Consider the following 25,254-nt stretch of genomic DNA (forward strand, 5'->3'; position numbering starts at 1 on the left):
GTTATGAATGTGGAGCTGCGGCACCTGCGGGCGCTCGTCGCGATCGGCGACGAGGGCACCATCACGGACGCCGCGGCCGTGCTGCGCGTCAGCCAGCCCGCGCTCTCGCGCACCCTGGACCAGCTGGAAAGCCGCGTCGGCGTCCGGCTCGTGGAGCGCACCACGCGCCGCCTCGCCCTCACCGACGCGGGCCGGCGGCTGCACGAACGGGCCCACTCCATCCTCCGGCAGCTTGACGACGCGCTGACCGAAACCACGGCCGACGCACGGCCCCTGCGTATCGGCTTCGCCTGGGCGGCGCTCGGCGACCGCACCGTACCGCTGCTCCGCGACTGGCGCGAACAGCACCCGGAGACCCCGCTGCGGGTGCACCGCCCAGACGATCCGGAAGCGGCCCTGCGGCGCGGGGAGATCGACGTGGCGTTCCTGCGTACGGCGCCTGCCGCGGATGCCGGGCTGGAGGTCCGGTCGCTGTACCGGGAGCGGCGGCTGGTCGCGGTGCCCGACGGGGATCCCCTCGCCGAGCGCGCGGCCGTGCGCCTGAGCGACCTCGCCGATCGGCCTGTCGTCCTCTGCGCCACCGCCGCCACCACGACCGGCCTCTGGCCCGAAGGGCAGCGGCCCCGCACCTTCGAGGTGGCCAACGTCGACGAGTGGCTCACCGTGATCGCGACCGGAGACGCGGTCGGTGTCACCGCGGAGGCCACCGAGCACAGCCATCCGCACCCCGGGGTCCGCTATCGGCCCCTCGCGGACGCGCCCCCGGTAACGGTCCGCCTGGTGTGGCCGAAGGACGCGACGCACCCCGTCCTGCGCGCCTTTCTCGACCATGTCGAGCGGGTGATCGGCGCGGCGGAGGACGGGACGGGCAGCCGCAAGGACAGGGCGGGCACCAGCAAAGACAGGGCGGGCACAAGCAAAGACAGGGCGGGAAGGGCCCTATCCACTTCTCGCGGATCCTGATTGCGCGGTGCGCGGCCGTCATCCGCTTCCCCGCGCCGTTCCGGGTCCTTCCCGTCACCTCCAGCACACCATGCGCACGGCTGATGCGCCAGGGCCGCCCGCCCTCGCCGGGCACGGACGGCGAAGTGGCGGCGGATTCCGGGAGGGGCCGGAGGTGACAAGGCGGGCCTGGCGGGTACCCATGAGCGGATCCCGCCGGGCGCGGGTGAGCCGTCGAGCGGAGGTGAGAAGGCCGTGCGGTTCGCGTTCCCTGCTGCCGACCTGCACCGGCAGCCCCTGGATGTCGTACCCGCCGGGCACCGCCGCGCGCACTGCCCGAGCGCCGTCCCGCCGCGGCGAGCTTGACCATGCGTCCGCCCGACACGTCCGGCGCGCCCGACCCCCCTGACCGGTGGTCCGGGGACGCGCTCGCCCCTGTCCTGCGGGGCGTGCGCGCCGTCGTCTTCGACACCGACGGAGTGATCACCGACTCGGCCAAGGTGCACGCCGCCGCCTGGAAGGCGGCCTTCGACGCCTTTCTGCGCGCCCACCCGCCCGCGGACCCCGACCAGCGCCGCCCTTTCGACCTGCGGGACGACTATCTGCGCCACGTGGACGGCAGGTCCCGCCTCGACGGAGCCGCGGCGTTCCTCGCCTCCCGCGGCATCGAGGTGCCGGACGAGACGGTCCGGTCCGTCGCCGGGGACAAGGAGCGCCTCTTCATCCAGCGGCTGCGCGAGCACGGCGTCGACGCCTACCCGGGGACCGTACGGCTGGTGCGGGCCCTGCGCGCGGCAGGAGTGCCCGGAGCGGCGGCGTCCGCGTCCCGGCACGCCGGTGAGCTGCTGAGCCGGGCCGGCGTGCTCGACCTGTTCGACGCCCTCGTGGACGGCGTCGAGTCGGCCCGGCTGGGCCTCGCGGGCAAGCCGGAGCCGGACCTCTTCCTGGAGGCGACCCGCCGGCTCGGCGTCCCCGCAGACCGGGCCGCCGTCGTCGAGGACGCCCTGGCAGGGGTGGAGGCGGGGCGCCGCGGCGGATTCGCCCTGGTGGTCGGCGTGGACCGGGCCGCAGGCGCGGACACCGCGTCGCGGCTGCTGCGGCACGGCGCCGACCTCGTCGTGCACGACCTCGGAGAACTCTGCGCGGGAGGAGCGCCGACGTGACGGACCGGAGCCTGGAGGCCGAGGGTACGGGCTGGAGCTGGGAGTACGAGGGCTACAAGCCCGCCGACGAACGCCTCCGGGAGTCGCTGTGCACGCTCGGCAACGGCTACTTCGCCACCCGGGGCGCGCTGCCCGAGTGCGCCGCCGACGACGTCCACTACCCGGGGACCTATGTGGCCGGCATCTACAACCGGCTCACTTCCGAGGTGGCCGGCCGCCGTGTGGAGAACGAGGACATGGTCAATGTCCCGAACTGGCTGCCCCTGCGGTTCCGTCTCCCCGGCGGGGACTGGATCACACCGGACACCGCGCACGCCCTCGACCACCGGCAGATGCTGCACCTGGCCGCGGGCCTGCTGGAGCGCAGGACGCGGTACGACCTGGGCGAGGAGCGCGTACTGACCGTGCGACAGCACCGGATGGTGCACATGGCCGATCCCCATCTCGCGGCTCTGCGCACCGAGTTCACCGCCGAGGGATTCTCCGGCCCGCTCGAGGTGGAGGCCGCCCTGGACGGTGGTGTCACCAACTCCGGCGTGGCCCGCTACCGGGACCTGGACGGCCGGCATCTGACCCACGTCCACAGCGGCACCGCCGCCCCGGACACGGTCTGGCTGCGCTGCCGCACCCGTACCTCCGACATCCGGATCGGCATCGCCTCCCGGCTGACCGCCGACGCCCCCGTCACGGCCCGGCACGAACGGCCGTCCGCCATCCAGAAGCTGACCGTCGACCTGGCCCCCGGCGGGACCGTCACCGTCGACAAGACCGTGGCCCTGCACACCTCCCGCGACCCCGCCATCAGCGACCCGCTGCACGCCGCCGTCGACCGGGTGGGCCGGGCTCCCGGTTTCGACGGGCTGGTCGCGTCGCACCTCACGGCGTGGGACCAGCTCTGGCGCCGCGCCGCGCTGGAGGTGCCCGGCGAGTCGGGCCGCATCCTGCGGCTGCACCTCTTCCACGTCCTGCAGACCCTCTCCCCGCACACCGCCGACCTGGACGTCGGCGTACCGGCCCGGGGACTGCACGGCGAGGCCTACCGCGGCCATGTCTTCTGGGACGAGCTGTTCGTGCTGCCGTACCTGAACCTGCACTTCCCGGAAGTCTCCCGGGCCCTGCTCCGGCACCGCCACCGACGCCTCGAACAGGCCTGCACCGCGGCCCGGGCGGCGGGTCACCGGGGCGCGATGTACCCCTGGCAGAGCGGCAGCGACGGACGCGAGGAGACCCAGCAGCTCCATCTCAACCCCCGCTCGGGACGCTGGCTGCCCGACCACTCCCGGCTCCAGCACCATGTCGGCTCGGCGATCGCGTACAACGTGTGGCAGTACTGCGAGGCCAGCGGCGACATGGAGTTCCTGCACACCAAGGGCGCCGAGATGCTCCTGCAGATCGCCCGCTTCTGGGCCGACAAGGCCGTCCACGACGGGAGCCTGGGCCGGTATCGAATCAAGGGCGTGGTGGGGCCGGACGAGTACCACGAGGCGTACCCGGACGCGGCGGCGCCCGGCCTGGACGACAACGCCTACACCAACGTCACCGCTGCCTGGGTGCTGGCCCGCACCCTGGAACTGCTCGACACCCTGCCCGAGCCGCGCCGCCGGGAACTCGCCGAGCGCACCGGCCTCGACGGGGGCGAACTCGAACTGTGGGAGGACGTCTCGCGCACGCTCCACGTCCCCTTCCACGACGGCGTCATCAGCCAGTTCGCCGGCTACGGCGACCTCGCCGAGCTCGACTGGCACGGCTACCGCGAGAGTTACGGCGACATCCGGCGGCTGGACCGGATCCTGGAGGCGGAGGGCGACACCGTCAACCGCTACAAGGCGTCCAAACAGGCCGACGTCCTGATGCTCGGCTACCTCTTCGCCCCGGCGGAACTCGGGGGCCTGTTCCACCGGTTGGGGGTGCGGCTGGACGAGGACACCTGGCGACGCACCCTCGAGTACTACATGCACCGCACCAGCCACGGCTCCACCCTGAGCGGCCTGGTCCACGGCTGGGTGCTCGCCCGGTGCCGGCGCAGCGAGGCGTGGAAGTTCTGCCAGGAGGCCCTCCAGGGTGACATCGCCGACGTACAGGGCGGCACCACCGGCGAGGGCATCCACCTGGGCGCCATGGCCGGTACCCTCGACCTCGTCCAGCGCGGCCTGACCGGCCTGGAGACCCGGGGCGGCGCCCTGTGGCTCGACCCCGTACCCCTGCCCGAGCTGTCCTCCTACGGCTTCCCCCTGCGGTACCAGGGCCACTGGGGCGTGCGGCTGCGCCTGGAACGCGGCCTGCTGGAGATCGAGGTCCCGTCCTCCGACGCCTCCCCCATCGACGTACGCCTCCCGGGCCGCGGCCTGTCCCTGGAACCGGGTCAGACAGGCCGTCTCGTCCTCCACGACTGACGGCCCGGCCGGTGCGGAATGCCGCCGGCGGGGAGAGGCTGGGAGAGCGACGGCCGCCGACCCGGCGCGGGCCCGCGGCCACCGCCCGGAAAGGGGAGCGTGATGAACGGCCCGGTAGTCGTGGGGGTGGACGGTTCGGCGTCGAGCATGGAGGCCGTGGAGGTCGCGGCGCGGGAGGCCGGGCTGCACGGTGTGGGGTTGCGGCTGGTGCACGCCTTCGGGTGGCCGGCCGCGCACATCCCGCATGGTGGCCGGCCCTGGGAGCCCAGTGGTGCCGGGATGCGCGAGCTGATCGACGGGACGCTGGCCAAGGCCGAGCGGCGGGCCCACGAGACGGCGCCGGGCATCGAGGTCATGCGCGAGATCGTCGTCGGCGAACCGGTGACGGTGCTGGAGATCGAGTCGCGCACGGCGTCACTGATCGTGGTCGGCAGCCGGGGCCTGAGCCGGTTCGGCGCCCTGCTGCTCGGCTCCACCGCGGGTCATCTGGCCGCGCATGCCGCCTGCCCGGTGCTGGTGGTGCGCGGCAGGCCGAACCCGGCCGGGCCGGTCCTCCTGGCCGTCGACGGCTCGCCCGCCGCCCGGGGAGCCGTCGAGTTCGCCTTCTCCCGGGCCTCCCTGCACGGCACGGACCTGGTGGCGCTGCACGCCTGGAGCACCCGGACCGAGCGCGCCTACGAAAGCCCCGCCGACCCGCCCTTCGTGACGTACGACGAGGAGCGACTGCACGACGAGGAGGAACGCGTGCTCGCCGAGGCACTGGGCGGGCTGGGCGACCGCTACCCCGATGTCGCCGTGGACCGCCGGCTGGTGCGCGGCCGGGTCCGGCACACGCTGATCGAGGCCAGCGCCGAGGCCGGACTCGTCGTGGTCGGGGCGCGCGGGCGGGGCGGATTCGCCGGGATGCTCCTGGGCTCGGTCAGCCAGGCCCTGCTGCACCACGCGCACTGTCCGGTCGCCGTCGTGCGGTCAGGGCAGGAGTGAGCGGGCCGAGCGGGAGGCGGGCCCGGCTCAGAGGTTCGCCGCGTGGTCCGGCACGTACTTCTGAAGGTCGCGCGGAGGCCGCTGGTAGCCGCTCGACTCCGGCCGTTCGGGCAGGTCCAGCACGGGCGGAAGGACGTCCTGGTACGGCACCGAGTCCAGCAGATGGGCGATCATGTTCACCCGGGCCCGGCGCTTGTCGTCGCTCTCGACGACGTGCCAGGGCGCCTCGGCGATGTCGGTGTGCACCATCATCTTGTCCTTGGCCCGGGAGTACTCCTCCCAGCGGGTGACCGACTCCATGTCCATGGGCGAGAGCTTCCAGCGGCGCAGGGGATCCTCCACGCGGCGTCGGAAGCGGTCCTGCTGCTCCTCGTCGCTCACCGAGAACCAGTACTTGCGCAGCAGGATCCCGTCCTCCACCAGCATCCGCTCGAAGAGCGGGCACTGATGCAGGAAGCGCTGGTACTCCTGCTGGGTGCAGAACCCCATGACGTGCTCGACACCGGCCCGGTTGTACCAGCTGCGGTCGAACAGCACGATCTCCCCGGCGGCGGGCAGATGCTGGATGTACCGCTGGAAGTACCACTGGGTGCGCTCACGTTCGGTCGGCGTGGGCAGCGCCACGATCCGCGCGATCCGCGGGTTGAGATGTTCGGTGACCCGTTTGATGGTGCCGCCCTTGCCCGCCGCGTCCCGCCCCTCGAAGATCACGACAAGCCGGGCACCCTCCGCCCGCACCCACTCCTGGAGCTTCGCCAACTCCGTCTGCAGGCGCAGCAGTTCCTTCTCGTAAGTCTTGCGCGGCAGTTTCTCCGCCTTGTCGCCGGCCATGCGGCCTCCCACAGCCGAACTCGAACACCAGAACAGCACCGTACTGACCACCAACCGGCCGCGCACCCCGTACGCACACGTGACTCCCGTGCGCGCACTCGTACCCCGTACGGGCAGGATGGGCCCATGGACGGTGTCGTTGACCCACACATCCACGTCGAGCAAAGCGTGGCCCGTCAGGAGGCCCGCGTGCGCGATCTGCTGGCCGGTACCTTCGGCCTGGTCGGTGATCTGCCAACGACGGCCGCCACCGGCTGTGGGCTGCGGGTTCCGTACGCGATGACCTCCTCGCGGCCCGAGAGCGTCACCTGTCTGGCCTGCCGTGAGCACGCCCGCGCTGAGCACCTCCGCCTCGCCGGGGAGATCGAACGGCTGGGCGGAATGCCGAGCTCCGCCATCACCGGGGTTCAGGCGGTCCAGGTGGCGGAACACCATCGCGACCTCGCCCGGAGGTTCACCGGCGGGGAGGGGAGCGGCCCCGAGGACGTCTGAGGCGCACGGGTGAATGCCGCGGACCGCAGGACTGACGCCCTCCTCGCCCGGGTACCCAGCGGCCCATGGCGGTGGACAGCAGGACCGACCCGGCGCGTGAGACACCGCCCCGGTCGCGCGGGCGCTTCGGCCGGGCGTTGTTGCGGTGGACCACGACGACCGACCACAAGGTGATCGGCAACCTCTATCTGACGACCTCCTTCGGCTTCTTCCTCCTCGGCGGTGTCCTCGCACTGCTGATGCGGGCCGAACTCGCCCGCCCCGGGCTCCAGCTGTTCGGCAACGACCAGTACAACCAGCTGTTCACCGTGCACGGCACGATCATGATGCTGCTGTTCGCGACCCCGCTGTTCGCCGGGTTCGCCAACGCGATCATGCCGCTGCAGATCGGCTCCCCGGACGTGGCGTTCCCACGCCTGAACGCCCTGTCGTACTGGCTCTACCTCTTCGGCGGTCTGATGGTCGTCGGCGGCTTCCTCGTGCCCGGGGGAGCGGCGAGCTTCGGCTGGTTCGCCTACGCGCCGCTCAACAGCGCGGTCCGCAGCCCCGGCTCCGGCGGTGACCTGTGGACCATGGGGCTGGTGGTGACCGGCGTGTCCACCACGCTCGGCGCGGTCAACTTCATCACCACGATCCTGTGCCTGCGCGCCCCCGGCATGACGATGTTCCGGATGCCGATCTTCACCTGGAACGTACTGTTCACGTCGATCCTGATCCTGCCCGCGTTCCCCGTGCTCACCGCCGCCCTGTTCGCCCTTGAGGCGGACCGCAGGTTCGGGGCGCACATCTACGACGCGGCGAGCGGCGGAGCACTGCTGTGGCAGCACCTGTTCTGGTTCTTCGGCCACCCCGAGGTCTACATCGTGGCGCTGCCGTTCTTCGGCATCGTCTCCGAGATCATCCCGGTCTTCAGCCGCAAACCGATCTTCGGCTACGTCAGCCTCATCGGCGCCACCATCGCCATCACCATGTTGTCCGCGGTGGTGTGGGCCCACCACATGTTCGCCACCGGGGCCGTGTTGCTGCCGTTCTTCTCCCTGATGTCGTTCCTCATCGCGGTGCCGACCGGGGTGAAGTTCTTCAACTGGATCGGCACGATGATCAAGGGCTCCCTCTCGTTCGAGACCCCGATGCTGTGGGCGTGCGGCTTTCTGGTGACGTTCCTGCTGGGCGGTATGAGCGGCGTCCTCATCGCCTCCCCGCCGCTGGACTTCCACCTCACCGACTCGTACTTCATCGTCGCCCATCTGCATTACGTGCTGTTCGGCACGGTCGTCTTCGCGATGTTCGGCGGCTTCTACTTCTGGTGGCCGAAGCTCACCGGCAGGATGCTCGACGAACGCCTCGGCCGGATCCACTTCTGGACCCTCTTCGTCGGCTTCCAGACCACCTTCCTGGTCCAGCACTGGCTAGGCGAACAGGGCATGCCCCGCCGCTACGCCGACTACCTCGCCACGGACGGCTTCACGCTGCTGAACACCATCAGCTCCATCGGCGCGTTCCTGCTCGGCCTGTCCACCCTGCCGTTCCTCTACAACGTCTGGCGCACCACCCACCACGGCACACCGGCCACCCGCAACGACCCCTGGGGCTACGGCCGCTCCCTGGAATGGGCCACCACCTGCCCGCCCCCGCGCCACAACTTCACGGCACTGCCGCGGATCCGCTCCGAGTCACCGGCGTTCGACCTGCACCATCCCGACCTGGCCCGCCTCGACCAAAGGCATGTGCAGTGAAGACCGAGTCCCGGCTGTTCATGGGCGTGGCGGGGTTCTTCCTCGTCACCGCCGTCGGCTACGGTGTGCGCTCCAAGGAGCCGGCCGGCACCGCCGTCCTGGTCCTCGCGTTCCTGATGGCCGCCCTCGTAGCGTTCTTCCTGCACATGCAGTACCGCAGGCGAGGCCCGAGGGCCCAGGACAGCGCCGACGCCGAGGTCGTCGACACCGTAGGCCCACTCGCCTTCTTCCCGCCGCACAGCCCCTGGCCGATCACGATCGCCCTGGGATCCGTCCTGGCCGCGCTCGGCGTGGTCTACGGCCTGTGGCTGTTCCTGCTGGGGCTCGGGGTGCTCGGGCACGGCGTGTTCGGGATGGTCTTCCAGTACGCGGACCGGGACGGTCAGCGTTCCAACTCGTCCGCCGAGGACTCCGGTTCCTCGACACGGAAGCCATAGGTCCGCAGCTGGTACCGTCGCTCCTCGTCGAGCGGCTCATGGCCCTCCACATAGCCGCCCGCGATCGTCTGCCGCACCTCACCGGTCTCCTCGCCCTCCACCAGCCGCTCCTGGTCCCTCTCCCGCAGGGCCACACACACCCGTCGGGTGACCATGAACGCCACGGGCGGCAGCAGCACGAAGGCGATGCGGAACACCCAGGTCAGCGCGTTCACCGAGATCCTGAAGGTGTCGGCGATGATGTCGTTGCCCCCGGCCGCCAGCAGGACGCCGTACCAGCTGAGCGCCGCGACACCGAGCCCGGTCCGCACCGGCATGTCGCGCGGCCGGTCGCACAGATGGTGCTCCGCCGTGTCCCCGGTCGCCCATCGCTCGGCGAACGGATACGCGTACAGCACCGCGAACAGGAGCCCCGGCAGGACGACCGCCGGAAGCAGCACGTTCCACATCACCGTGTGCCCGGCGACCGAGGTCTCCCAGGGCGGCACCAGACGCAGCGAGCCCTCCAGGAAACCGACGTACCAGTCCGGTTGCGAACCCGTCGAGACGACGTCCGCGCGGTAGGGGCCGTACGCCCAGACCGGGTTGATCTGTGCCACCCCCGACAGCAGCGTCAGCACACCGAAGACCATGAAGGTCAGACCGCCCGACGCCGCCGCGAAGTGCGGAAACATGGGCTTGCCCACGGCGTTGCGGTTCGTGCGTCCCCGCCCTGCCCAATGGGTGTGCTTCAGGTAGAACACCAGGATCAGGTGCACGGAGATCAGCGCGAGCAGCAGTCCGGGAAGCAGCAGGATGTGCAGCGCGTACAGCCGTGGGATCAGGTCCTCGCCCGGGTACTCGCCACCGAACGCGAAGAAACTCACATACGTCCCCACCAGCGGGATCGACAGCATGATGCCCTGCGCGATCCGCAGCCCGGTGCCCGACAGCAGGTCGTCGGGCAGCGAGTAGCCCGCGAAGCCCTCGGCCAGCGCCAGCAGGAACAGGGTCACGCCGATCAGCCAGTTGACCTCGCGGGGCCTGCGGAACGCGCCGGTGAAGAAGATCCGCAACAGATGCAGCCCGATCGCGGCGAGGAAGACCAGCGCCGCCCAGTGGTGCAGTTGCCGGATCAGCAGACCGCCGCGTACGTCGAAGCTGATGTCCAGCGTCGACTCGTACGCCTCCGACATGCGCACACCGTTCAGCGGCCGGTACGAGCCGTGGTAGACGACCTCCGCCATCGACGGGTGGAAGAAGAGGGTCAGCCAGACGCCGGTCAGCAACAGGACGACGAAGCTGTAGAGGGCGATCTCGCCCAGCAGGAAGGACCAGTGGTCGGGGAACGCCTTGCGCAGGAGCCCGCCGCCCTCGTACAGCGGAAGCCGCTCGTCGAGCTGGTCCGCGGCGCGTGCGGTCGCACGGCGGGCCCGCGCGGCGGCGCGGGCCCTGCTCTTCCTCCACAGCACGGATCACGAGTGCCCTCGCGTCCGCGACCGGAAACAGACCGTTACGAACGATCACCCTTCGGCTTCCCCCGCTGGTCGGGGGTGCCGTGCGGCGGCGGGCTGAACGGCGGCGACGAAGTCGCGGGCGACACGGCCGATCCCGCGTGCCGGACACCGCTCTCGGGCCGCAGGGCGCCCGGGTCACCGGACGTCGGCTCGGCGCCGGAGTGGAGTTGCTCCAGACGGGTGGCGAGCAGTTCGGTCACCGGCAGCCGGTCGGCGTGCGACCGCTCGTACGCCAGCAGATCCTCGACATCCTCGGAGGTCAGCGACCGCACGCGGCTCTCCAGCCCACCGATCGGCAGATGGTCGTAGTCGGGCAGAGGCAGGTTGTCGCGGGCGTGGTCGGCCATGGTTCTCACTTCCTCGGTACGACTGGTGCGACGCTCAGGGACGCCTCGGGCCGGGCCGACGGCGTCACGTGCCGCCACTGCCGAACGATCCGCTGCCGCCCTCGGTCCAGCGCGGCCGCTCCTTCGACGGGCTCGGCCGGGACGGCATGTTGCCGTGGCCCGGCAGGTCGTGCGGAGTGAGCCGGTGCTCGCTCTTCGGTACCTCGGCCGGCTCCCTGTTCTCCCGGACCTCGTGCACCGGGCCGTCGGCGGGCAGCCTCGGCTGCTCGTCGGGGCGCGGCGGACGCGGCTCCCGCCGCCTGACGCGGACGCCCAGGACGAAGGCGCCGATCAGCAGCGCGACCACGACCACACCAGCGACGAGCAGTCCGACGGCAAGTGCGCCGTTCGCTGCGGCGATGTCCATCCAAGTGGTGTCCATGGCTCGCGAGTACCCCCGGACCTCTCATGAACACGGGGTTTGGTGCCTCCCGCTCCGGCTACCCGCCCCCTGTGACATCGACAACCTCCCAGCAAGAGCTCGTCCGGTTCCTGGAGGACCGCTTCGCCTGCGCACAGGCCTGCACCGAGTACGCCCGTGCCTGTGCCCTGCGGGCCAGCCTCGTGGACCCGGACGGGACGACGGATCAGGAACTGGTGCGACGCAAGGGCATCCTGTGCGCCGAGGTGTGCGACGCCACCTGCCGTGTGCTGTCCGAGCAGGGCCGTATGGACGAGAGCGCCGAGAGCGCCCTTCGCATGCAACTGGAGTGGACCCGCACGGTCTGCCTGGAGGGCGCTCACGTCTTCGACAAGCACCCGGGCGCCGAGGACACGGCGCAGGCCTGCCGCGACTGCGCACGGGCCTGCACGGACTTCATGGCAACGCTCGACTGAGAACTCGTGTCAGGTCGCCGCGGTAACGGCCGGCCCTTCGCCATTCCCAATTTCTGGAACACGTTCTACGGTGTGCGCCGTCAGGACCGGCCTTGGGGAGCCTGGAGGCGCCGTGCATCTCGAATACACGCCCGAGCAGCAGCGGCTGCGCAGCGAACTGCGCGACTACTTCGCCGAGTTGGTGCCGGACCTGGCCGGCACCCGGTTCACCGACCCGGCCGCCCAGAAGCGCTACTACCGCACCATCATCCGGCGGCTCGGCGCGGACGGCTGGCTCGGCGTGGGCTGGCCCGAGGAGTACGGCGGCCGCGGCCTGACCGCGATCGAGCAGTTCATCTTCTTCGACGAGGCCGCCCAGGCGGGCGTACCGCTGCCCCTGATGGCGCTCAACACCGTCGGCCCGACGATCATGCAGTACGGCACGGACGAGCAGAAGGCGTACTTCCTGCCGAGGATCCTCTCCGGCGAGATCGACTTCGCGATCGGCTACAGCGAGCCCGACGCCGGCACGGACCTGGCCTCGCTCAGGACCCGCGCCGTACGGGACGGCGACAGTTACGTCGTCAACGGGCAGAAGATCTGGACGACCAACGGCGACACGGCCGACTGGGTCTGGCTGGCCACCCGCACGGACCCCGAGGCCCCGCCGCACAAGGGCATCACCATGCTCCTCGTCCCGACCACCGACCCCGGCTACTCCTGCACCCTCATCAACACCCTCGCCTCGCACGACACCACCGCCAGCTACTACGAGAACATCCGCGTCCCCGTCTCCCGCCGGGTCGGTGCCGAGAACCAGGGCTGGCGCCTGATCACCAACCAGCTCAACCACGAGCGCGTCACCCTCGCCGCCCACGGCACCATGGCCATCCGCGCCCTGCACGACGTCCAGCGCTGGGCCATGGAGACCAAGCTCGCCGACGGCCGCCGGGTGATCGACCTGCCCTGGGTGCGCCGCCGCCTCGCCCAGACCCACACCAGGCTCGACGCCCTCAAGCTGCTGAACTGGAAGATGGTCAGCGCCGTCCAGGACGGCACGCTCACCCCGCAGGACGCCTCCGCCGTGAAGGTCTACGGCTCCGAGGCACGCCGCGACGCCTACGCCTGGCTGATGGAGATCGTCGCCGCACCCGGGGCGTTGAAGGAGGGCTCGGCGGGCGCGGTGCTCCACGGCGAGTTGGAGCGCGGCTACCGCTCGGCCGTCATCTTCACCTTCGGCGGCGGCAACAACGAGATCCAGCGGGAGATCATCTCGTGGATCGGTCTGGGGATGCCGCGGGTGCGGCGTTAGCCTGCTGCGACCACCGGAGCGAGTCCGTCCTGGGACGCGTCAGGGCGCCCCACCTGGGCGACCGACGTCACTGAGCGATGTCCTTCACGATGCGGGTGGCCGCGGCCCGGCCTTCCGGCGTGGGAGTCAGTGGGTAGACGTGCACGGCGCCCGCGCGGACGGTCACCTCGAGCGGTGCCCCCTCGGCGGCCGCGCGCTCGCGCAGGCGGCACACGTCCGGGTAGAAGACGTCGCGGGTGCCGATGAACACCGACACCGGTGCGAGGCCGTTCAGCGGGCCGTTGATCGGGCTCAGGCGCGGGTCGGCGGGATCATCGCCACCCGCCCAGGCGCGGCCCATCTCGACGAGACCGGCCGGGGACAACCACGGGTCGCGCGGTGCGATGGCCCGCACCGCGGGGTCGCTGAGCGTGAGGTCGAGCCAGGGGGAGATCAGGACGATCCGGCGGGGCCGCGGCACGCCTGCCGCCGTGAGTTCTTGAGCGACGCCGAGTGCGAGACCGGCGCCGGCCGAGTCGCCGGCGAGGGTCACCGCTGCGGCGGGCAACCGCTCCAGCAGCTGCCGGTACACCTCGATCACCAGTGGATACGCCTCGCGGTAGGTGTGCTGCGGGGTCAGGCCGTAGAGCGGTACCTCGACCCGGACGCCGTCGTCGGCCAGCGCGCCGACCAGAGCCCAGTGCTGTCTGGTGATCTCGCTGGTATACGCCCCGCCGTGCAGATACACCGCGCCGCGAGTGGCCGCCCTCCCGCGGGGCAGGACGCTCCAGCAGGCGAACCCGGCGACCTGCCGCACGGACACATCGTGACGTCGGCTCAGCGCAGCCGGTGGCTGTGCGGTCCCCTTGGGCTTGCGCATCCTGTCCTGGGCGCGTGCCGCGGTCGACGAGCCGGGCTTGGCGGTGACCCGCAGGTAAAGGGCGACAGCATGCATCGCGAGACTCATCCACGCCTCCGGCAACAGCGATGCGCCAGCATATCCGCATGGACCAAGCCTGGCCGTCCGGACTGTCACGGAGTGGAGAACAGGCCGGGCCCCGCAGGTGAGGGGCCGTCGGCGCGGACGCCGTTCGTGACCCGCAGGAACTCCAGCTTCTCCGCATCGGCGGAACCTGCCGCCACCGTGTAGACGATGAGTCGGACATCGCAGCCCGGGACCGTGAGGACGTCGCAGTCGCAGGTCACCTCGCCGACCTGGGGATGCACGATGGTCTTGCGCGCCGAGACGTGCGGTCCGACCGCACCCTCGTCCCACAGCCGGGTGAACTCCGCACTGACGGACCGTAGTTCCTCGACAAGGTCGCTCAGTGCGCGGTCGTTGGGGTAGTCGACGAGCGCCGTGCGCAGATCGGCGACGAGGGCGGGCCTCAGGGCGTCGCCGTCGTGGAGCACGGGCCAGGCCGCGAGCCCTGAGCGCCCTGCGGCGAAGACCGCCCGCACCAGATTCCGCTCGGCGTGTGTCCGTGCGCTGGGGTCGCCCAGCAGCACAGCCCATGCCGGAGTCCAGGACAGCAAGGTCCAGTCGGCACTGAACACACCCACCGGGAACTCCCCGAGGCGAGCCAGCATCCGTTGGACCCCCGCGGGGACATGCGTGGAGATCGTCCCCTCCTGCGGAGGGAGGAGGCCGGCCAGCCGGTAGGCGTGGTCGCGCTCCATGGGTTGCAGTTGCAGTGCCCTGGCCAGGCTCGCGACCACCTGCGCCGAAGGGCTCGTGGCACGTCCCTGCTCCAGCCGCACCACATAGTCGACCGACAGCCCCGCGAGCTCGGCCAGTTCCTCGCGTCGCAACCCCACCGCACGTCGTCCGGGCCGCGAGGTCCGCCCGACGTCGGCGGGAGAAAGCCGGTCGCGCCAGCGGCGCAATGCCGTGCCAAGGGTCTCTTCCACCCGGCCATTGTGTCCGCCGTGCAGCCGTTGTGCCTGGTACCGGCAGTCCTACCGTCGCAGAGGGCACTGGTTGTCCTCTCGGCACGGACCGAGAGTGAACGCATGACGACAACATTCATCACCGGAGCCAACAAGTCCCTCGGGTACGAGACCGCCCGCCGATTGATCGAGGCCGGCCACACCGTCATCGTCGGTGCTCGCGATCCGCAGCGCGGCCAGGCGGCCGCCGACGCACTCGGTGCCCGCTTCGTCCAGATCGACGTGACCGACGACGCGTCGGTGGCCGCGGCCGCCGACGACATCGGGGCTCGCGAGGGCGGCATCGACGTCCTGATCAACAACGCGGGTGTCTTCGGGACGCACAGCCCCGCCGAACAGATCACGGCCGCTGACGCGAGCACGGTCTTCGACGTCAATGTCGTGGGGATCGTCCGGGTGACGCATGCGTTCCTGCCGCTGCTGCGCAAGTCCGCGAACCCGGTCATCGTCAATGTGTCCAGCGGCATGGGCTCGTTCGCGCTGACCCACGACACCGACCGCGCCGAGGGCCGGAACCTCGCGCCGCTCTACACGGCGTCGAAGGCCGCCGTGACCATGCTGACCACGCAGTACGCGAAGTCCTGGCCGGACGTGAAGGTGAACGCTGCGGACCCGGGCTACACCGCGACCGACTTCAACGGTCACAGCGGCCCGCAGACGGTGACCGAGGGAACCGACGCGATCGTCGAACTGGCCACCCTCGGGGCGGACGGACCTACCGGAACCTTCCGGGACCGCCACGGCGCGATGCCCTGGTGATCCACCTCTGAATGCACGCTGAGTGAGCCCCAGGGCATGACCCGGCGGCGTTCCGGGAACGATCCGGAGATGACGTCGTGGTTGGGGATGTCCTGTGGGAGGTAGCCGGAGAAGAGTGAGGCGCTTCCTGCCTGCGGGAACAGGAGTCTCGCCTGCGGGCACGGGAGACCCCGGGCTGTTCACCCCGGACTCGGTGACCTGGCAGATGCACGGCGACCCCATGATGTGGGTCGCCGGCATCCGCGCGCTCTACCTCCAGGCCCTGCAACCGCGCGCGGTACGCGGCGTCATGCAGAACTCTGACTTCCGTCAGGACGCCTGGGGCCGGCTGCTGCGCACCGCCGACTTCGTCGGCACGATCACCTACGGCACGACCGAGGCCGCCGAGAAGGCCGGCGCCCGGGTCCGCAAGATCCACAGCATGCTGGGCGCCACCGACCCGGACACGGGGGAGCGGTACGGCGTCGACGAACCCGCACTACTGCTGTGGGTGCACTGCGCCGAGATCGACTCCTATCTGCAGGTCGCGCGCCGCTCCGGCCTCCGCCTCACCGACGCCCTCGCCGACCGCTACATCGCCGAACACCGCGTCAGCGCCCGCCTGGTGGGTCTGGACCCCGACGCCGTACCGGCGAACCAGGACGAGATGGCGGCGTACTTCGAGAGGGTGCGCCCCGAGCTCGCGTGCGGACCCGAGGCACGCGCGGTGGACGACTTCCTGCTCCGCCCGCCGACGCACCCCCTGCTCGTCCCGGCGCGCGAGGTGCTATGGCGGCGCGTGGCCCACCTGGCGTACGCCGCACTGCCGCCGTTCGCCCACGAGCTGTACGGCAGACCGGCCCCGAAACCCGCCACCGTCACCCGCCAGTTGCGTGCCACAGGCACCCTGCTGCGCTGCGTTCCCGCACGTCTGCGCTGGCAACTCCCGCCCAAACACATCCTGCGCGCCATGGCCCGGCTCGGCCCGGGCTCCCGCCCGGCACCGTACAAACTCGGACGACAGCTCGCCATACTGGACGAGCCGGGGAGGGTGGGGCGGACCACAACGGGGGGCGAGCGCGGGAGATGGGGGACAGCAGGCTGATCCAGGGCCGGTACCGGCTGCTCGATCCGATCGGGCGCGGCGGTATGGGCGAGGTGTGGCGTGCGCGCGACGAGTCGCTCGGCCGGCATGTCGCCGTGAAGTGCCTCAAACCGCTGGGACCGCAGCACGACCACTCGTTCACGCGGGTCCTGCGGGAGCGGTTTCGCCGCGAGGCCCGGCTGGCCGCCGCTCTCCAGCACCGCGGCGTGACCGTCGTCCACGACTTCGGGGAGTCCGACGGGGTCCTGTTCCTGGTCATGGAGCTGCTCCAGGGCCGCAACCTCAGCCAGCTGCTGGAGGACAACAAGCACCACCCGCTGCCCGTCCCGGACGTCGTCGAGATCGCCGACCAGGTCGCCGCCGCCCTCGCCTACACCCACCAGCAGGGCATCGTGCACCGCGACCTGAAGCCCGCGAACATCATGCGGCTCGCCGACGGCACGGTGAAGATCTGCGACTTCGGCATAGCGCGTCTCGCCCATGACATCGGCTTCACCTCCCGGCTGACCGGCACCGGCATCGCGATGGGTACCCCGCACTACATGTCGCCGGAGCAGATCGGCGGCGACGAGGTGGACCAGCGCAGCGACCTGTACTCACTGGGTTGCGTGCTGTACGAGATCGCCACCGGGGTGCCGCCGTTCGACCTCGACGACCCCTGGGCGATCCTCGTCGGCCACCGCGACACCCCGCCCCGCCCACCGCGCAGCCACCGCGCCGACCTGCCCGAGTACTTCGAGCAGGTCATCCTCGACCTGCTCGCCAAACGCCCCGAGGAACGCCCGCACGACGGACGCGAGTTGGGCCGCCGGATCAGTCTGGGCCGTACGACACCGGCGTACGTGCCGACCGTGGTGACCCCGCAGCCGGACCTCAGGCCCCCCGAGCCCATGGCCCGCACGCCCCGTCTGCCGTCCTGGACGCGTGGCATGACCACCGGCCACAAGGCCACCGGCGCCGGACTGCGCACCACGCCCCCCGACGCCGCGGCCGGACTCACCGGCGAGTGGATCGCGCGCCCGGCCACCGGCCGCCCCCACGAGACCGCCGACCCCGACGGACCGCCCGCCCCGTCCGCCGAGAGACTCACCGCGCTGGCCGGACGGCACAACGCCGGGCTCAGCCTGGGCCGGCTGGGCCGCTGGACCGAGGCGGGCGAGGTGCACCGCGCGGTCGCCGCCGAGCGCGAACACCTCCTGGGCCCCGACCACCCGGACACCCTCGCCAGCCGCTACGAACTCGCCTTCACCCTCAGCCGCACGGGCCGCGCCGCCGACGCCCTGCGCGAGTACAAACACGTCGCCCGCGTCCGCAGCCTCGCCCTCGGCCCCGACCACCCCGACACGCTCGCCGCCCGGCAGGAAATGGCGTACGTCCTGGGCCAGTTGGGACGCCACTTCGACGCGCACCAGGTCTACACGTCCGTCCTGACGGCACGGGAGAGCGCCATGGGCGCCGACCACCCCGACACCCTGCGCTGCCGCCACAACCTCGCCTTCAACCTCAGCAGACTCGGCCGCCTGGAGGACTCGTACCGGATGGCCGACGAGGTCGCCGCCGCCCGCGCCCGTGTCCTCGGCCCTCATCACCCCGACACGCTGGTCACCCGCTACGAGGTCGCCTACGCCCTCGGCCAGTTGGGCCGCTGGGCCGAGGCCCTCCAGACCTACCGAGAGGTCGCCGACGCCCGCGCCCAGGCCCTCGGCCCCGACCACCCCGACACCCTCGCCGCCCGCTACGAGGTCGGCATCAGCCTCGGCCGGCTCGGCCGCAGCGCGCAGGCGCTCCAGCTCTACCGCGACCTGATCGACGACCGCACCCGCGTACACGGCCCCGCGCACCCCGAGACCCTCCGCGCCCGCCACGGCCTCGGCGTCAACCTCGGTCGCCTCGGCCGCTGGGAGGAGGCCCTCGCCGAGTCCCGTGACGTGTGCGCGATCCGCGAGCGCGTACTCGGCCCCGACCACCCCGACACCCTGGTCAGCCGCCGCGAGGTCGCGGTGAGCCTCGGCTGGCTCGGCCGCTGGCCGGACGCGCTCACCGAGTACCGCGGGGTCGCCGCCGCCCGCGAACGCGTCCTGGGGGCCGACCACCCCGACACCCTCGCCAGCCGCAACGACGAGGCCCACTGCCTCCAGCAGCTCGGGCGGGAGGCGGAAGCGGTCGAGCTGTACCGGAGGGTGGCGGTGCTGCGGCAGCAGCGGTCGGCCGGCGGGTCCTGACTCCGCACGCCCGCACGTCTGGCCGACCTAGATCATCACGTGTTACGAAGAACCATGCCTGCACACGAGTCGAGCCCCGCAAGCCGTACGTACGACGCCGTCATCGTCGGCGGCGGCCACAACGGCTTGGTCGCCGCCGCCTACCTGGCGCGGGCCGGGCGTTCCGTGCTGGTGCTGGAGCGGCTGGACCACACGGGGGGCGCCGCCGTGTCCACGCGGCCCTTCGCCGGCGTCGACGCCCGGCTCTCCCGCTACTCGTACCTGGTGAGCCTGCTGCCGAAGAAGATCGTGCGGGACCTGGGCCTGGAGTTCCGCGTCCGTACGCGCGACGTCTCCTCCTACACCCCCGTGGAACGGGACGGACGCCCGACCGGCCTGCTGGTGGGCGGCGGCGAGCGGCGCACCCGGGAGGCCTTCGAACGACTGACCGGCGGCGAGCGCGAGTACGCGGCCTGGCAGCGCTTCTACGCCATGACCGGCGAGGTCGCCCAGCGGGTCTTCCCGACGCTCACCGAACCGCTGCCGAGCCGCGCGGAACTGCGCCGCCGGGTGGCCGACGAGGAAGCCTGGCGGACCCTCTTCGAGGAGCCGATCGGCGTCGCGATCGAGGACCGGTTCACGGACGACCTGGTGCGGGGCGTGGTCCTGACGGACGCCCTGATCGGCACGTTCGCCGACGCCCATGACACCTCGCTCAAGCAGAACCGCTGCTTCCTCTACCACGTGATCGGCGGCGGCACCGGCGCCTGGGACGTCCCCGTCGGCGGCATGGGCGCCCTCACCGACGCCCTGGCCACGGCAGCGCGCCAGGCGGGCGCGGTCCTCGTCACCGGGCACGAGGCGGTACGGATCGACACGGACGGCCGTACGGCCGAGGTCACCTACCGCACGGCCGACGGCGAGGGCGTCGCCACCGCCCGGCACGTCCTGGTCAACGCCTCCCCGCGGGAACTGGCCGACCTCACCGGCGCCACACCCCCGACCCCCGCCGAGGGCGCCCAGCTCAAGGTGAACATGCTGCTCAAGCGCCTGCCCCGGCTGCGCGACACCTCCGTCGACCCGCGCGAGGCGTTCGCCGGCACCTTCCACATCGCCGAGGGCTACGGCCAACTGGCCGCCGCCCACGCCCAGGCCGCCGCCGGGGAACTCCCCGCCGCGCCACCGTCCGAGATCTACTGCCACTCCCTGACCGACCCCACGATCCTCGGCCCCGACCTCGTCGCCCAGGGCTACCAGACCCTCACGCTGTTCGGCCTGCACACCCCGGCCCGGCTCTTCGAGGGCGACAACGACGCCGTACGCGACGAACTGCTGAAGGCCACGCTCGCCCAGCTCGACGCCCACCTCGCCGAGCCGATCGCCGACTGTCTGGCCACCGACGCCGACGGCCGCCCCTGCATCGAGGCGAAGACCCCGCTGGACCTGGACCGCGACCTGCGCCTGCCCGGCGGCAACATCTTCCACCGCGAGCTGGCCTGGCCGTACGCCCAGGAGGGCACCGGCCGCTGGGGCGTGGAGACCTCCCATGCCAACGTGCTGCTGTGCGGGGCGGGCGCGGTGCGCGGGGGAGGGGTCAGCGGGGTGCCGGGGCACAACGCGGCGATGGCGGTGCTGGAGCGGCCCGCCGACTGACGGAGGTCAGGCGGTCGGTCAGGCGATCAGTCGGGCGGTCAGTCGGCGGAGGCACTCCAGCCGCTCGCCGTGATACGGGCCGCGTCCGCCGGCCGGGCCTCGTCGAAGAGGACGCGGTCCGCCGCCTCGACGCGCATGCCGTCGACGTACGCGCCGCGGCCCACGTACAGCCGGTCGGTGGTGTACCGCCAGCGGAGCGCCAGCTGCCGGTGCGCCGGGAGGCGGGCCGTGAGCCGGTGCCAGACGCGGCCCGACCAGCCGGTGACCGTGCCGCTCGCGTGGTCCTGTGCTTGCTCGCCGTGCCGGGTGGTCGTGAAGGGGAGCGGCTGCCAGGTCGCTCCGCCGTCCGTCGTGGACTCCAGCACCACAAGGTCGGCCCGGGGTTCGGTGTCCCACCACAGGCCACAGCGCAGACACGCGTCGCCGGCGGACGTGTCGAGGGCGGGGAGCGCGAGGGTCGCGGTCGAGGCGGTCGCCATGCCCGAGAACCATGCGGTACGGCCATGGCGTGGGCGGACCGCTACGGCGCGCGCCATGTTGTCGGCGGCCGCGACCCGGGGCGCGGACCCGGACCGCCAAGCGCGCACCGGGTGAACCGAGTTGCCGAGCACGACGAGGAAGGAGTCGGTCGTCGGGTCCAGTACGAGGGAGGTACCGGTGAAGCCGGTGTGCCCTGCCGTGCGCGGGGTGGCCATCGCCCCCATGTACCAGTGCTGGTAGAGCTCGAAGCCGAGGCCGTGCTCGTCGCCCGGGAAGGCGGTGTTGAAGTCGGTGAACATCAGCTCCACCGACTCCGGCTCCAGGATGCGGCAGCCGCCGTAGGAGCCGCCGTTGAGCAGCGTCCGGCCGAGGACCGCGAGGTCCCACGCGTTCGAGAACACCCCCGCGTGGCCGGCGACTCCGCCGAGGCTGAAGGCGTTCTCGTCGTGCACCTCGCCCCACACGAGCCCCCGGTCCAGGCCGGACCAGGGCTTGCGGGCGTCCTCGGTGGCCGCGGTCTTCGGCCTCCAGACGGCGGGCGGGTTGTAGCGGGTCCTGCGCATGCCGAGCGGACCGGTGATCTCGTCGTGGAGGAGGGTGTCGAGACGGCGGCCGGTGATCTTCTCCAGGACCAGCTGGAGGGAGATCAGGTTCAGGTCCGAGTAGAGGTACGTGCTGCCCGGAGGGTTCAGCGGGGCCTCGTTCCAGATGAGTTCGAGCTTCCCCTCGTACGTCGGCGCGGCGTACAACGGGATCCAGGCGCGGAACCCCGAGGTGTGCGTGAGCAGCTGACGGATCGTGATGTCCTGCTTGCCCGCATGGCCGAAGTCCGGGAGATACGAGGCGACGGTCGCCTCCAGCCCCAGTGCACCCCGCTCGATCTGCTGCACGGCGAGGATCGAGGTGAACAGCTTGGACACCGAGGCCAGATCGAAGACGGTGTCCTCGGCCATCGGGATCTGCTGCTCGGTGGGGAACTCGACCCCGGTGTCGGTCTTCTCGTCGTACGCCTGATAGCGCACCGCCATTCCGATGGGCTCGTGCAGCGCCACCGTGCCGCCTCGCCCGGCGAGCAGGACGGCGCCCGCGTACCAGGGGTGCGCGGGGGAGGGGCCGAGGAACCTCTCGGCGTCGGTGACCAGGCGGCGGAGGGGGGCGGGGAGAAGGCCGGCGCGTTCGGGGGAGCCGTGGCGCAGGGTGATGCGGCCCGAGGAGGAGGAGGCGGCGGCCGCCGCCGGTCCGGCCGGCACGGGCGCGAAGGCCAGGGCCCCACCCAAGGCCAGTGTCCCCTTGGCGAGTTGACGCCTGGTCAGTCCTCTTCTGCCATCGGTCATCGGGGTTCCTCCCGCGCGGGCTGAAAGTATCTTTCCGGGATCACCTTGCGTGGTGAAACTTTCGTGTCAGGAGTGAGTCGTGTCAACGGGGCAGTGGCCGCAAGAGATCTGACGGGCAATCAGAAAAGGCCTTCCGTCGTCCGGAGGACTGCGGCATCCTGCGCCCATGCAGACGGAGCTGAGCAAGAAACTGGGAGTCGAGCACGCCATCTTCGGCTTCACGCCGTTCCCCGCCGTCGCAGCGGCCATCAGCCGGGCCGGCGGCTTCGGAGTGCTCGGCGCGGTCCGCTACACCGCACCCGACGACCTCAAACGCGACCTCGACTGGATCGAGGCACATGTCGACGGCCGGCCCTACGGCCTGGACGTCGTCATGCCCGCCAAGAAGGTCGAGGGCGTCACGGAAGCCGACGTCGAGGCGATGATCCCGGAAGGCCACCGGCAGTTCGTCAAGGACACCCTCGCCAAGTACGGCGTACCCGAACTGGCCGAGGGGGAAGCGGCCGGCTGGCGGATCACCGGATGGATGGAACAGGTCGCCCGCACCCAGCTCGACGTCGCTTTCGACTACCCGATCAAGCTGCTCGCCAACGCCCTCGGCTCACCGCCGCCGGACGTCGTGGAGCGCGCTCACGACCGGGGCGTCCTCGTCGCCGCGCTCGCGGGCAGCGCCCGGCACGCCCGCAAGCACCAGGAGGCGGGCATCGACATCGTGGTGGCCCAGGGCTACGAGGCGGGCGGCCACACCGGCGACATCGCCTCCATGGTGCTCACCCCCGAGGTGGTGGAAGCCGTCGACCCACTGCCCGTACTGGCGGCCGGCGGGATCGGCGGCGGCCCACAGGTGGCAGCCGCACTCACACTCGGCGCCCAGGGTGTGTGGCTGGGCTCCATATGGCTGACCACCACAGAGGCCGACCTGCATTCCTCCGCGCTGACCGAGAAACTCCTCGCCGCCGGCTCCGGCGACACGGTGCGCTCCCGCGCCCTCACCGGAAAGCCCGCACGCCAACTGCGCACCGAGTGGACGGACGCCTGGGACGACCCGAACGGGCCCGGCACCCTCCCCATGCCCCTGCAGGGACTGCTCGTGGCCGAGGCCGTCTCCCGCATCCAGAAGTACGAGGTCGGGCCGCTGCTCGGCACACCCGTCGGCCAGATCGTCGGCCGGATGAACAGCGAACGAAGTGTCCAGGCCGTCTTCGACGACCTCACCCGCGGCTTCGAGCAAGCCGTCGACCGCATCAACCGCATCGCCGGAAGGAGCGGCCAGTGACGAGCAAACCCCCCACAGGCTTCTGGGCCCAGGCCGCGGCCGACCCCGACCGCACGGTCCTCGTCGCCCCCGACGGCGAGCAGTGGACCGCCGCCCGGCTGCACGCCGCCGCCAACCGCCTCGTCCACGGCCTGCGCGCGGCCGGGATGCGACGCGGCGACGCCTTCGCCGTAGTCCTGCCCAACAGCCCCGAGTTCTTCACCGCGTACCTCGCCGCCAGCCAGGCCGGCTTCTACCTGGTCCCCGTCAACCACCACTTCGTCGCCCCCGAGATCGCCTGGATCGTCGCCGACTCCGGTGCCAAGGTGCTCCTCGCCCACGAACGCTTCGCCGACCCCGTCCGCCGCGCCGCCGACGAGGCGGGCCTGCCCGGCACCCACCGGTACGCGATCGGCACGGTCGAGGGCTTCCGGCCGTACGCCGAACTCCTCGACGGGCAACCCGAGTCGGTGCCCGCCGACCGCACCCTCGGCTGGGTCATGAACTACACCTCGGGCACCACCGGCCGCCCGCGCGGCATCCGGCGCCCGCTGTCCGGCAAGACACCCGAGGAGTCCTACCTCGGCGGCTTCCTCGGCATCTTCGGCGTCAGGCCGTTCGACGACAACGTGCACCTCGTCTGCTCGCCGCTGTACCACACCGCCGTACTCCAGTTCGCGGGCGCGTCCCTGCACATAGGCCACCGCCTGGTGCTGATGGACAAATGGACACCGGAAGAGATGCTGCGCCTCATCGACACCCACAAGTGCACGCACACCCATATGGTCCCCACACAGTTCCACCGCCTCCTCGCCCTCCCCGAGGAAGTCCGCGCCCGCTACGACGTCTCCTCCATGCGACACGCCATCCACGGGGCGGCCCCGTGTCCCGATCACGTGAAGCGGGCAATGCTCGACTGGTGGGGCCCCTGCGTGGAGGAGTACTACGCCGCAAGCGAGGGCGGCGGAGCCTTCGCCACCGCCGAGGACTGGCTGAAGAAGCCCGGCACGGTCGGCAAGGCCTGGCCGATCAGCGAACTCGCGATCTTCGACGACGACGGCAACCGGCTTCCGCCCGGCGAACTCGGCACCGTCTACCTCAAGATGAACACCGGCGGCTTCGCCTACCACAAGGACGAGGCCAAGACGAAGAAGAACCGCATCGGCGACTTCTTCACCGTCGGCGACCTCGGCTACCTCGACGAGGACGGCTACCTCTTCCTCCGCGACCGCAAGATCGACATGATCATCTCGGGCGGAGTCAACATCTACCCCGCCGAGATCGAGTCCGTCCTCCTCGCCCACCCGGCCGTCGCCGACGCGGCCGCCTTCGGCATCCCGCACGACGACTGGGGGGAGGAGGTCAAGGCAGTCGTCGAACCGGCCCCGGGCCATCAGCCGGGACCAGCTCTCGCCGCCACGATCCTCGACCACTGCGCGGGGCAACTCGCGGGGTACAAGCGGCCCAAGAGCGTGGACTTCGTCTCCGAGATGCCGCGGGATCCCAACGGGAAGTTGTACAAGCGGCGGCTTCGGGATCCGTACTGGGAGGGGCGCACCAGGCTGGTGTGA

General features: G+C 71.4%; 22 protein-coding genes. 15 read left to right on the top strand and 7 right to left on the bottom strand.

Features of this window, described 5'->3' with window-relative positions:
• Positions 1-3 precede the first annotated feature (3 nt).
• The 4 genes from ACZ4UU_RS30930 to ACZ4UU_RS30945 all read left to right on the top strand — a co-directional run bounded on the left by ACZ4UU_RS30930 (position 4) and on the right by ACZ4UU_RS30945 (position 5,482).
• On the top strand, positions 4-963 hold the full coding sequence (locus ACZ4UU_RS30930) for a LysR family transcriptional regulator (RefSeq protein ID WP_471906676.1): 960 nt from the start codon (positions 4-6) through the stop codon (positions 961-963).
• 347 nt (positions 964-1,310) lie between these two features.
• Positions 1,311-2,105, top strand: a complete 795-nt coding sequence (locus ACZ4UU_RS30935) for an HAD family hydrolase (RefSeq protein WP_471906677.1) — start codon at positions 1,311-1,313, stop codon at positions 2,103-2,105.
• Positions 2,102-4,498 (top strand): glycoside hydrolase family 65 protein, encoded by a 2,397-nt coding sequence (locus ACZ4UU_RS30940; protein WP_471906678.1) that lies wholly within the window; start codon positions 2,102-2,104, stop codon positions 4,496-4,498. Before ACZ4UU_RS30935 ends, ACZ4UU_RS30940 begins: the two co-directional genes overlap by 4 nt.
• Positions 4,499-4,600: 102 nt before the next feature.
• Positions 4,601-5,482 (top strand): universal stress protein, encoded by an 882-nt coding sequence (locus tag ACZ4UU_RS30945; protein ID WP_471906679.1) that lies wholly within the window; start codon positions 4,601-4,603, stop codon positions 5,480-5,482.
• Positions 5,483-5,509: 27 nt separating this feature from the next.
• Here the strand turns inward: ACZ4UU_RS30945 and ppk2 are convergent, their stop codons facing one another.
• Positions 5,510-6,313, bottom strand: a complete 804-nt coding sequence (gene ppk2 / locus ACZ4UU_RS30950; protein ID WP_471906680.1) for a polyphosphate kinase 2 — start codon at positions 6,311-6,313, stop codon at positions 5,510-5,512.
• Positions 6,314-6,439: 126 nt separating this feature from the next.
• On the opposite strand from ppk2, the gene ACZ4UU_RS30955 reads away from it, so the two are divergent.
• The 3 genes from ACZ4UU_RS30955 to ctaF all read left to right on the top strand — a co-directional run bounded on the left by ACZ4UU_RS30955 (position 6,440) and on the right by ctaF (position 8,978).
• Positions 6,440-6,805 (top strand): hypothetical protein, encoded by a 366-nt coding sequence (locus ACZ4UU_RS30955; RefSeq protein ID WP_471906681.1) that lies wholly within the window; start codon positions 6,440-6,442, stop codon positions 6,803-6,805.
• A 65-nt stretch (positions 6,806-6,870) separates the two neighbouring features.
• Positions 6,871-8,541 (top strand): aa3-type cytochrome oxidase subunit I, encoded by a 1,671-nt coding sequence (gene ctaD, locus ACZ4UU_RS30960; protein WP_471906682.1) that lies wholly within the window; start codon positions 6,871-6,873, stop codon positions 8,539-8,541.
• Positions 8,538-8,978 carry an aa3-type cytochrome oxidase subunit IV gene (ctaF, locus tag ACZ4UU_RS30965; protein WP_471906683.1) on the top strand — a complete coding sequence of 147 codons (441 nt, stop codon included), beginning with the start codon at positions 8,538-8,540 and terminating at the stop codon, positions 8,976-8,978. The genes ctaD and ctaF overlap by 4 nt, the downstream gene beginning before the upstream one ends.
• Here the strand turns inward: ctaF and qcrB are convergent.
• The 3 genes from qcrB to ACZ4UU_RS30980 form a co-directional block, all read right to left on the bottom strand.
• Positions 8,924-10,429 (bottom strand): cytochrome bc1 complex cytochrome b subunit, encoded by a 1,506-nt coding sequence (gene qcrB, locus ACZ4UU_RS30970; protein ID WP_471906684.1) that lies wholly within the window; start codon positions 10,427-10,429, stop codon positions 8,924-8,926. The genes ctaF and qcrB overlap by 55 nt on opposite strands.
• A gap of 41 nt (positions 10,430-10,470) precedes the next feature.
• Positions 10,471-10,821 carry a DUF8129 domain-containing protein gene (locus tag ACZ4UU_RS30975; RefSeq protein WP_471906685.1) on the bottom strand — a complete coding sequence of 117 codons (351 nt, stop codon included), beginning with the start codon at positions 10,819-10,821 and terminating at the stop codon, positions 10,471-10,473.
• Between the two features lie 64 nt (positions 10,822-10,885).
• On the bottom strand, positions 10,886-11,242 hold the full coding sequence (locus ACZ4UU_RS30980; protein WP_471906686.1) for a DUF6479 family protein: 357 nt from the start codon (positions 11,240-11,242) through the stop codon (positions 10,886-10,888).
• 71 nt (positions 11,243-11,313) lie between these two features.
• Between ACZ4UU_RS30980 and ACZ4UU_RS30985 the strand changes: the two genes are divergently transcribed.
• Positions 11,314-11,697, top strand: coding sequence for a four-helix bundle copper-binding protein (locus tag ACZ4UU_RS30985; protein WP_471906687.1), 384 nt, complete (start codon positions 11,314-11,316; stop codon positions 11,695-11,697).
• 112 nt (positions 11,698-11,809) lie between these two features.
• Positions 11,810-12,988 carry an acyl-CoA dehydrogenase family protein gene (locus ACZ4UU_RS30990; protein ID WP_471906688.1) on the top strand — a complete coding sequence of 393 codons (1,179 nt, stop codon included), beginning with the start codon at positions 11,810-11,812 and terminating at the stop codon, positions 12,986-12,988.
• 67 nt (positions 12,989-13,055) lie between these two features.
• Here ACZ4UU_RS30990 and ACZ4UU_RS30995 read toward each other — a convergent pair whose 3' ends face one another.
• Both ACZ4UU_RS30995 and ACZ4UU_RS31000 read right to left on the bottom strand, forming a co-directional pair.
• Complete coding sequence (locus ACZ4UU_RS30995; RefSeq protein ID WP_471906689.1) at positions 13,056-13,934, bottom strand: alpha/beta hydrolase fold domain-containing protein; 879 nt, start codon at positions 13,932-13,934, stop codon at positions 13,056-13,058.
• A gap of 65 nt (positions 13,935-13,999) precedes the next feature.
• Positions 14,000-14,878: a helix-turn-helix transcriptional regulator gene (locus tag ACZ4UU_RS31000; protein ID WP_471906690.1), complete on the bottom strand. Its 879-nt coding sequence runs from the start codon at positions 14,876-14,878 to the stop codon at positions 14,000-14,002.
• Positions 14,879-14,980: 102 nt separating this feature from the next.
• Between ACZ4UU_RS31000 and ACZ4UU_RS31005 the strand changes: the two genes are divergently transcribed.
• The 4 genes from ACZ4UU_RS31005 (at position 14,981) to ACZ4UU_RS31020 (ending at position 20,614) form a co-directional block, all read left to right on the top strand.
• Positions 14,981-15,676, top strand: a complete 696-nt coding sequence (locus ACZ4UU_RS31005; RefSeq protein ID WP_471906691.1) for an SDR family NAD(P)-dependent oxidoreductase — start codon at positions 14,981-14,983, stop codon at positions 15,674-15,676.
• Between the two features lie 205 nt (positions 15,677-15,881).
• Entirely contained in the window at positions 15,882-16,760 is an 879-nt protein-coding gene (locus ACZ4UU_RS31010) for an oxygenase MpaB family protein (protein ID WP_471906820.1), read from the top strand.
• Positions 16,742-18,982: a serine/threonine-protein kinase gene (locus ACZ4UU_RS31015; protein WP_471906692.1), complete on the top strand. Its 2,241-nt coding sequence runs from the start codon at positions 16,742-16,744 to the stop codon at positions 18,980-18,982. Before ACZ4UU_RS31010 ends, ACZ4UU_RS31015 begins: the two co-directional genes overlap by 19 nt.
• A 54-nt stretch (positions 18,983-19,036) precedes the next feature.
• Positions 19,037-20,614, top strand: coding sequence for a phytoene desaturase family protein (locus tag ACZ4UU_RS31020; RefSeq protein ID WP_471906693.1), 1,578 nt, complete (start codon positions 19,037-19,039; stop codon positions 20,612-20,614).
• A 38-nt stretch (positions 20,615-20,652) separates the two neighbouring features.
• Here ACZ4UU_RS31020 and ACZ4UU_RS31025 read toward each other — a convergent pair whose 3' ends face one another.
• Positions 20,653-22,428: a serine hydrolase domain-containing protein gene (locus ACZ4UU_RS31025; RefSeq protein ID WP_471906694.1), complete on the bottom strand. Its 1,776-nt coding sequence runs from the start codon at positions 22,426-22,428 to the stop codon at positions 20,653-20,655.
• A gap of 166 nt (positions 22,429-22,594) precedes the next feature.
• On the opposite strand from ACZ4UU_RS31025, the gene ACZ4UU_RS31030 reads away from it, so the two are divergent.
• Entirely contained in the window at positions 22,595-23,704 is a 1,110-nt protein-coding gene (locus ACZ4UU_RS31030; protein ID WP_471906695.1) for an NAD(P)H-dependent flavin oxidoreductase, read from the top strand.
• On the top strand, positions 23,701-25,254 hold the full coding sequence (locus tag ACZ4UU_RS31035) for an acyl-CoA synthetase (RefSeq protein ID WP_471906696.1): 1,554 nt from the start codon (positions 23,701-23,703) through the stop codon (positions 25,252-25,254). Before ACZ4UU_RS31030 ends, ACZ4UU_RS31035 begins: the two co-directional genes overlap by 4 nt.

The sequence above is a fragment of the Streptomyces sp. NPDC028907 genome (genome assembly GCF_055564995.1).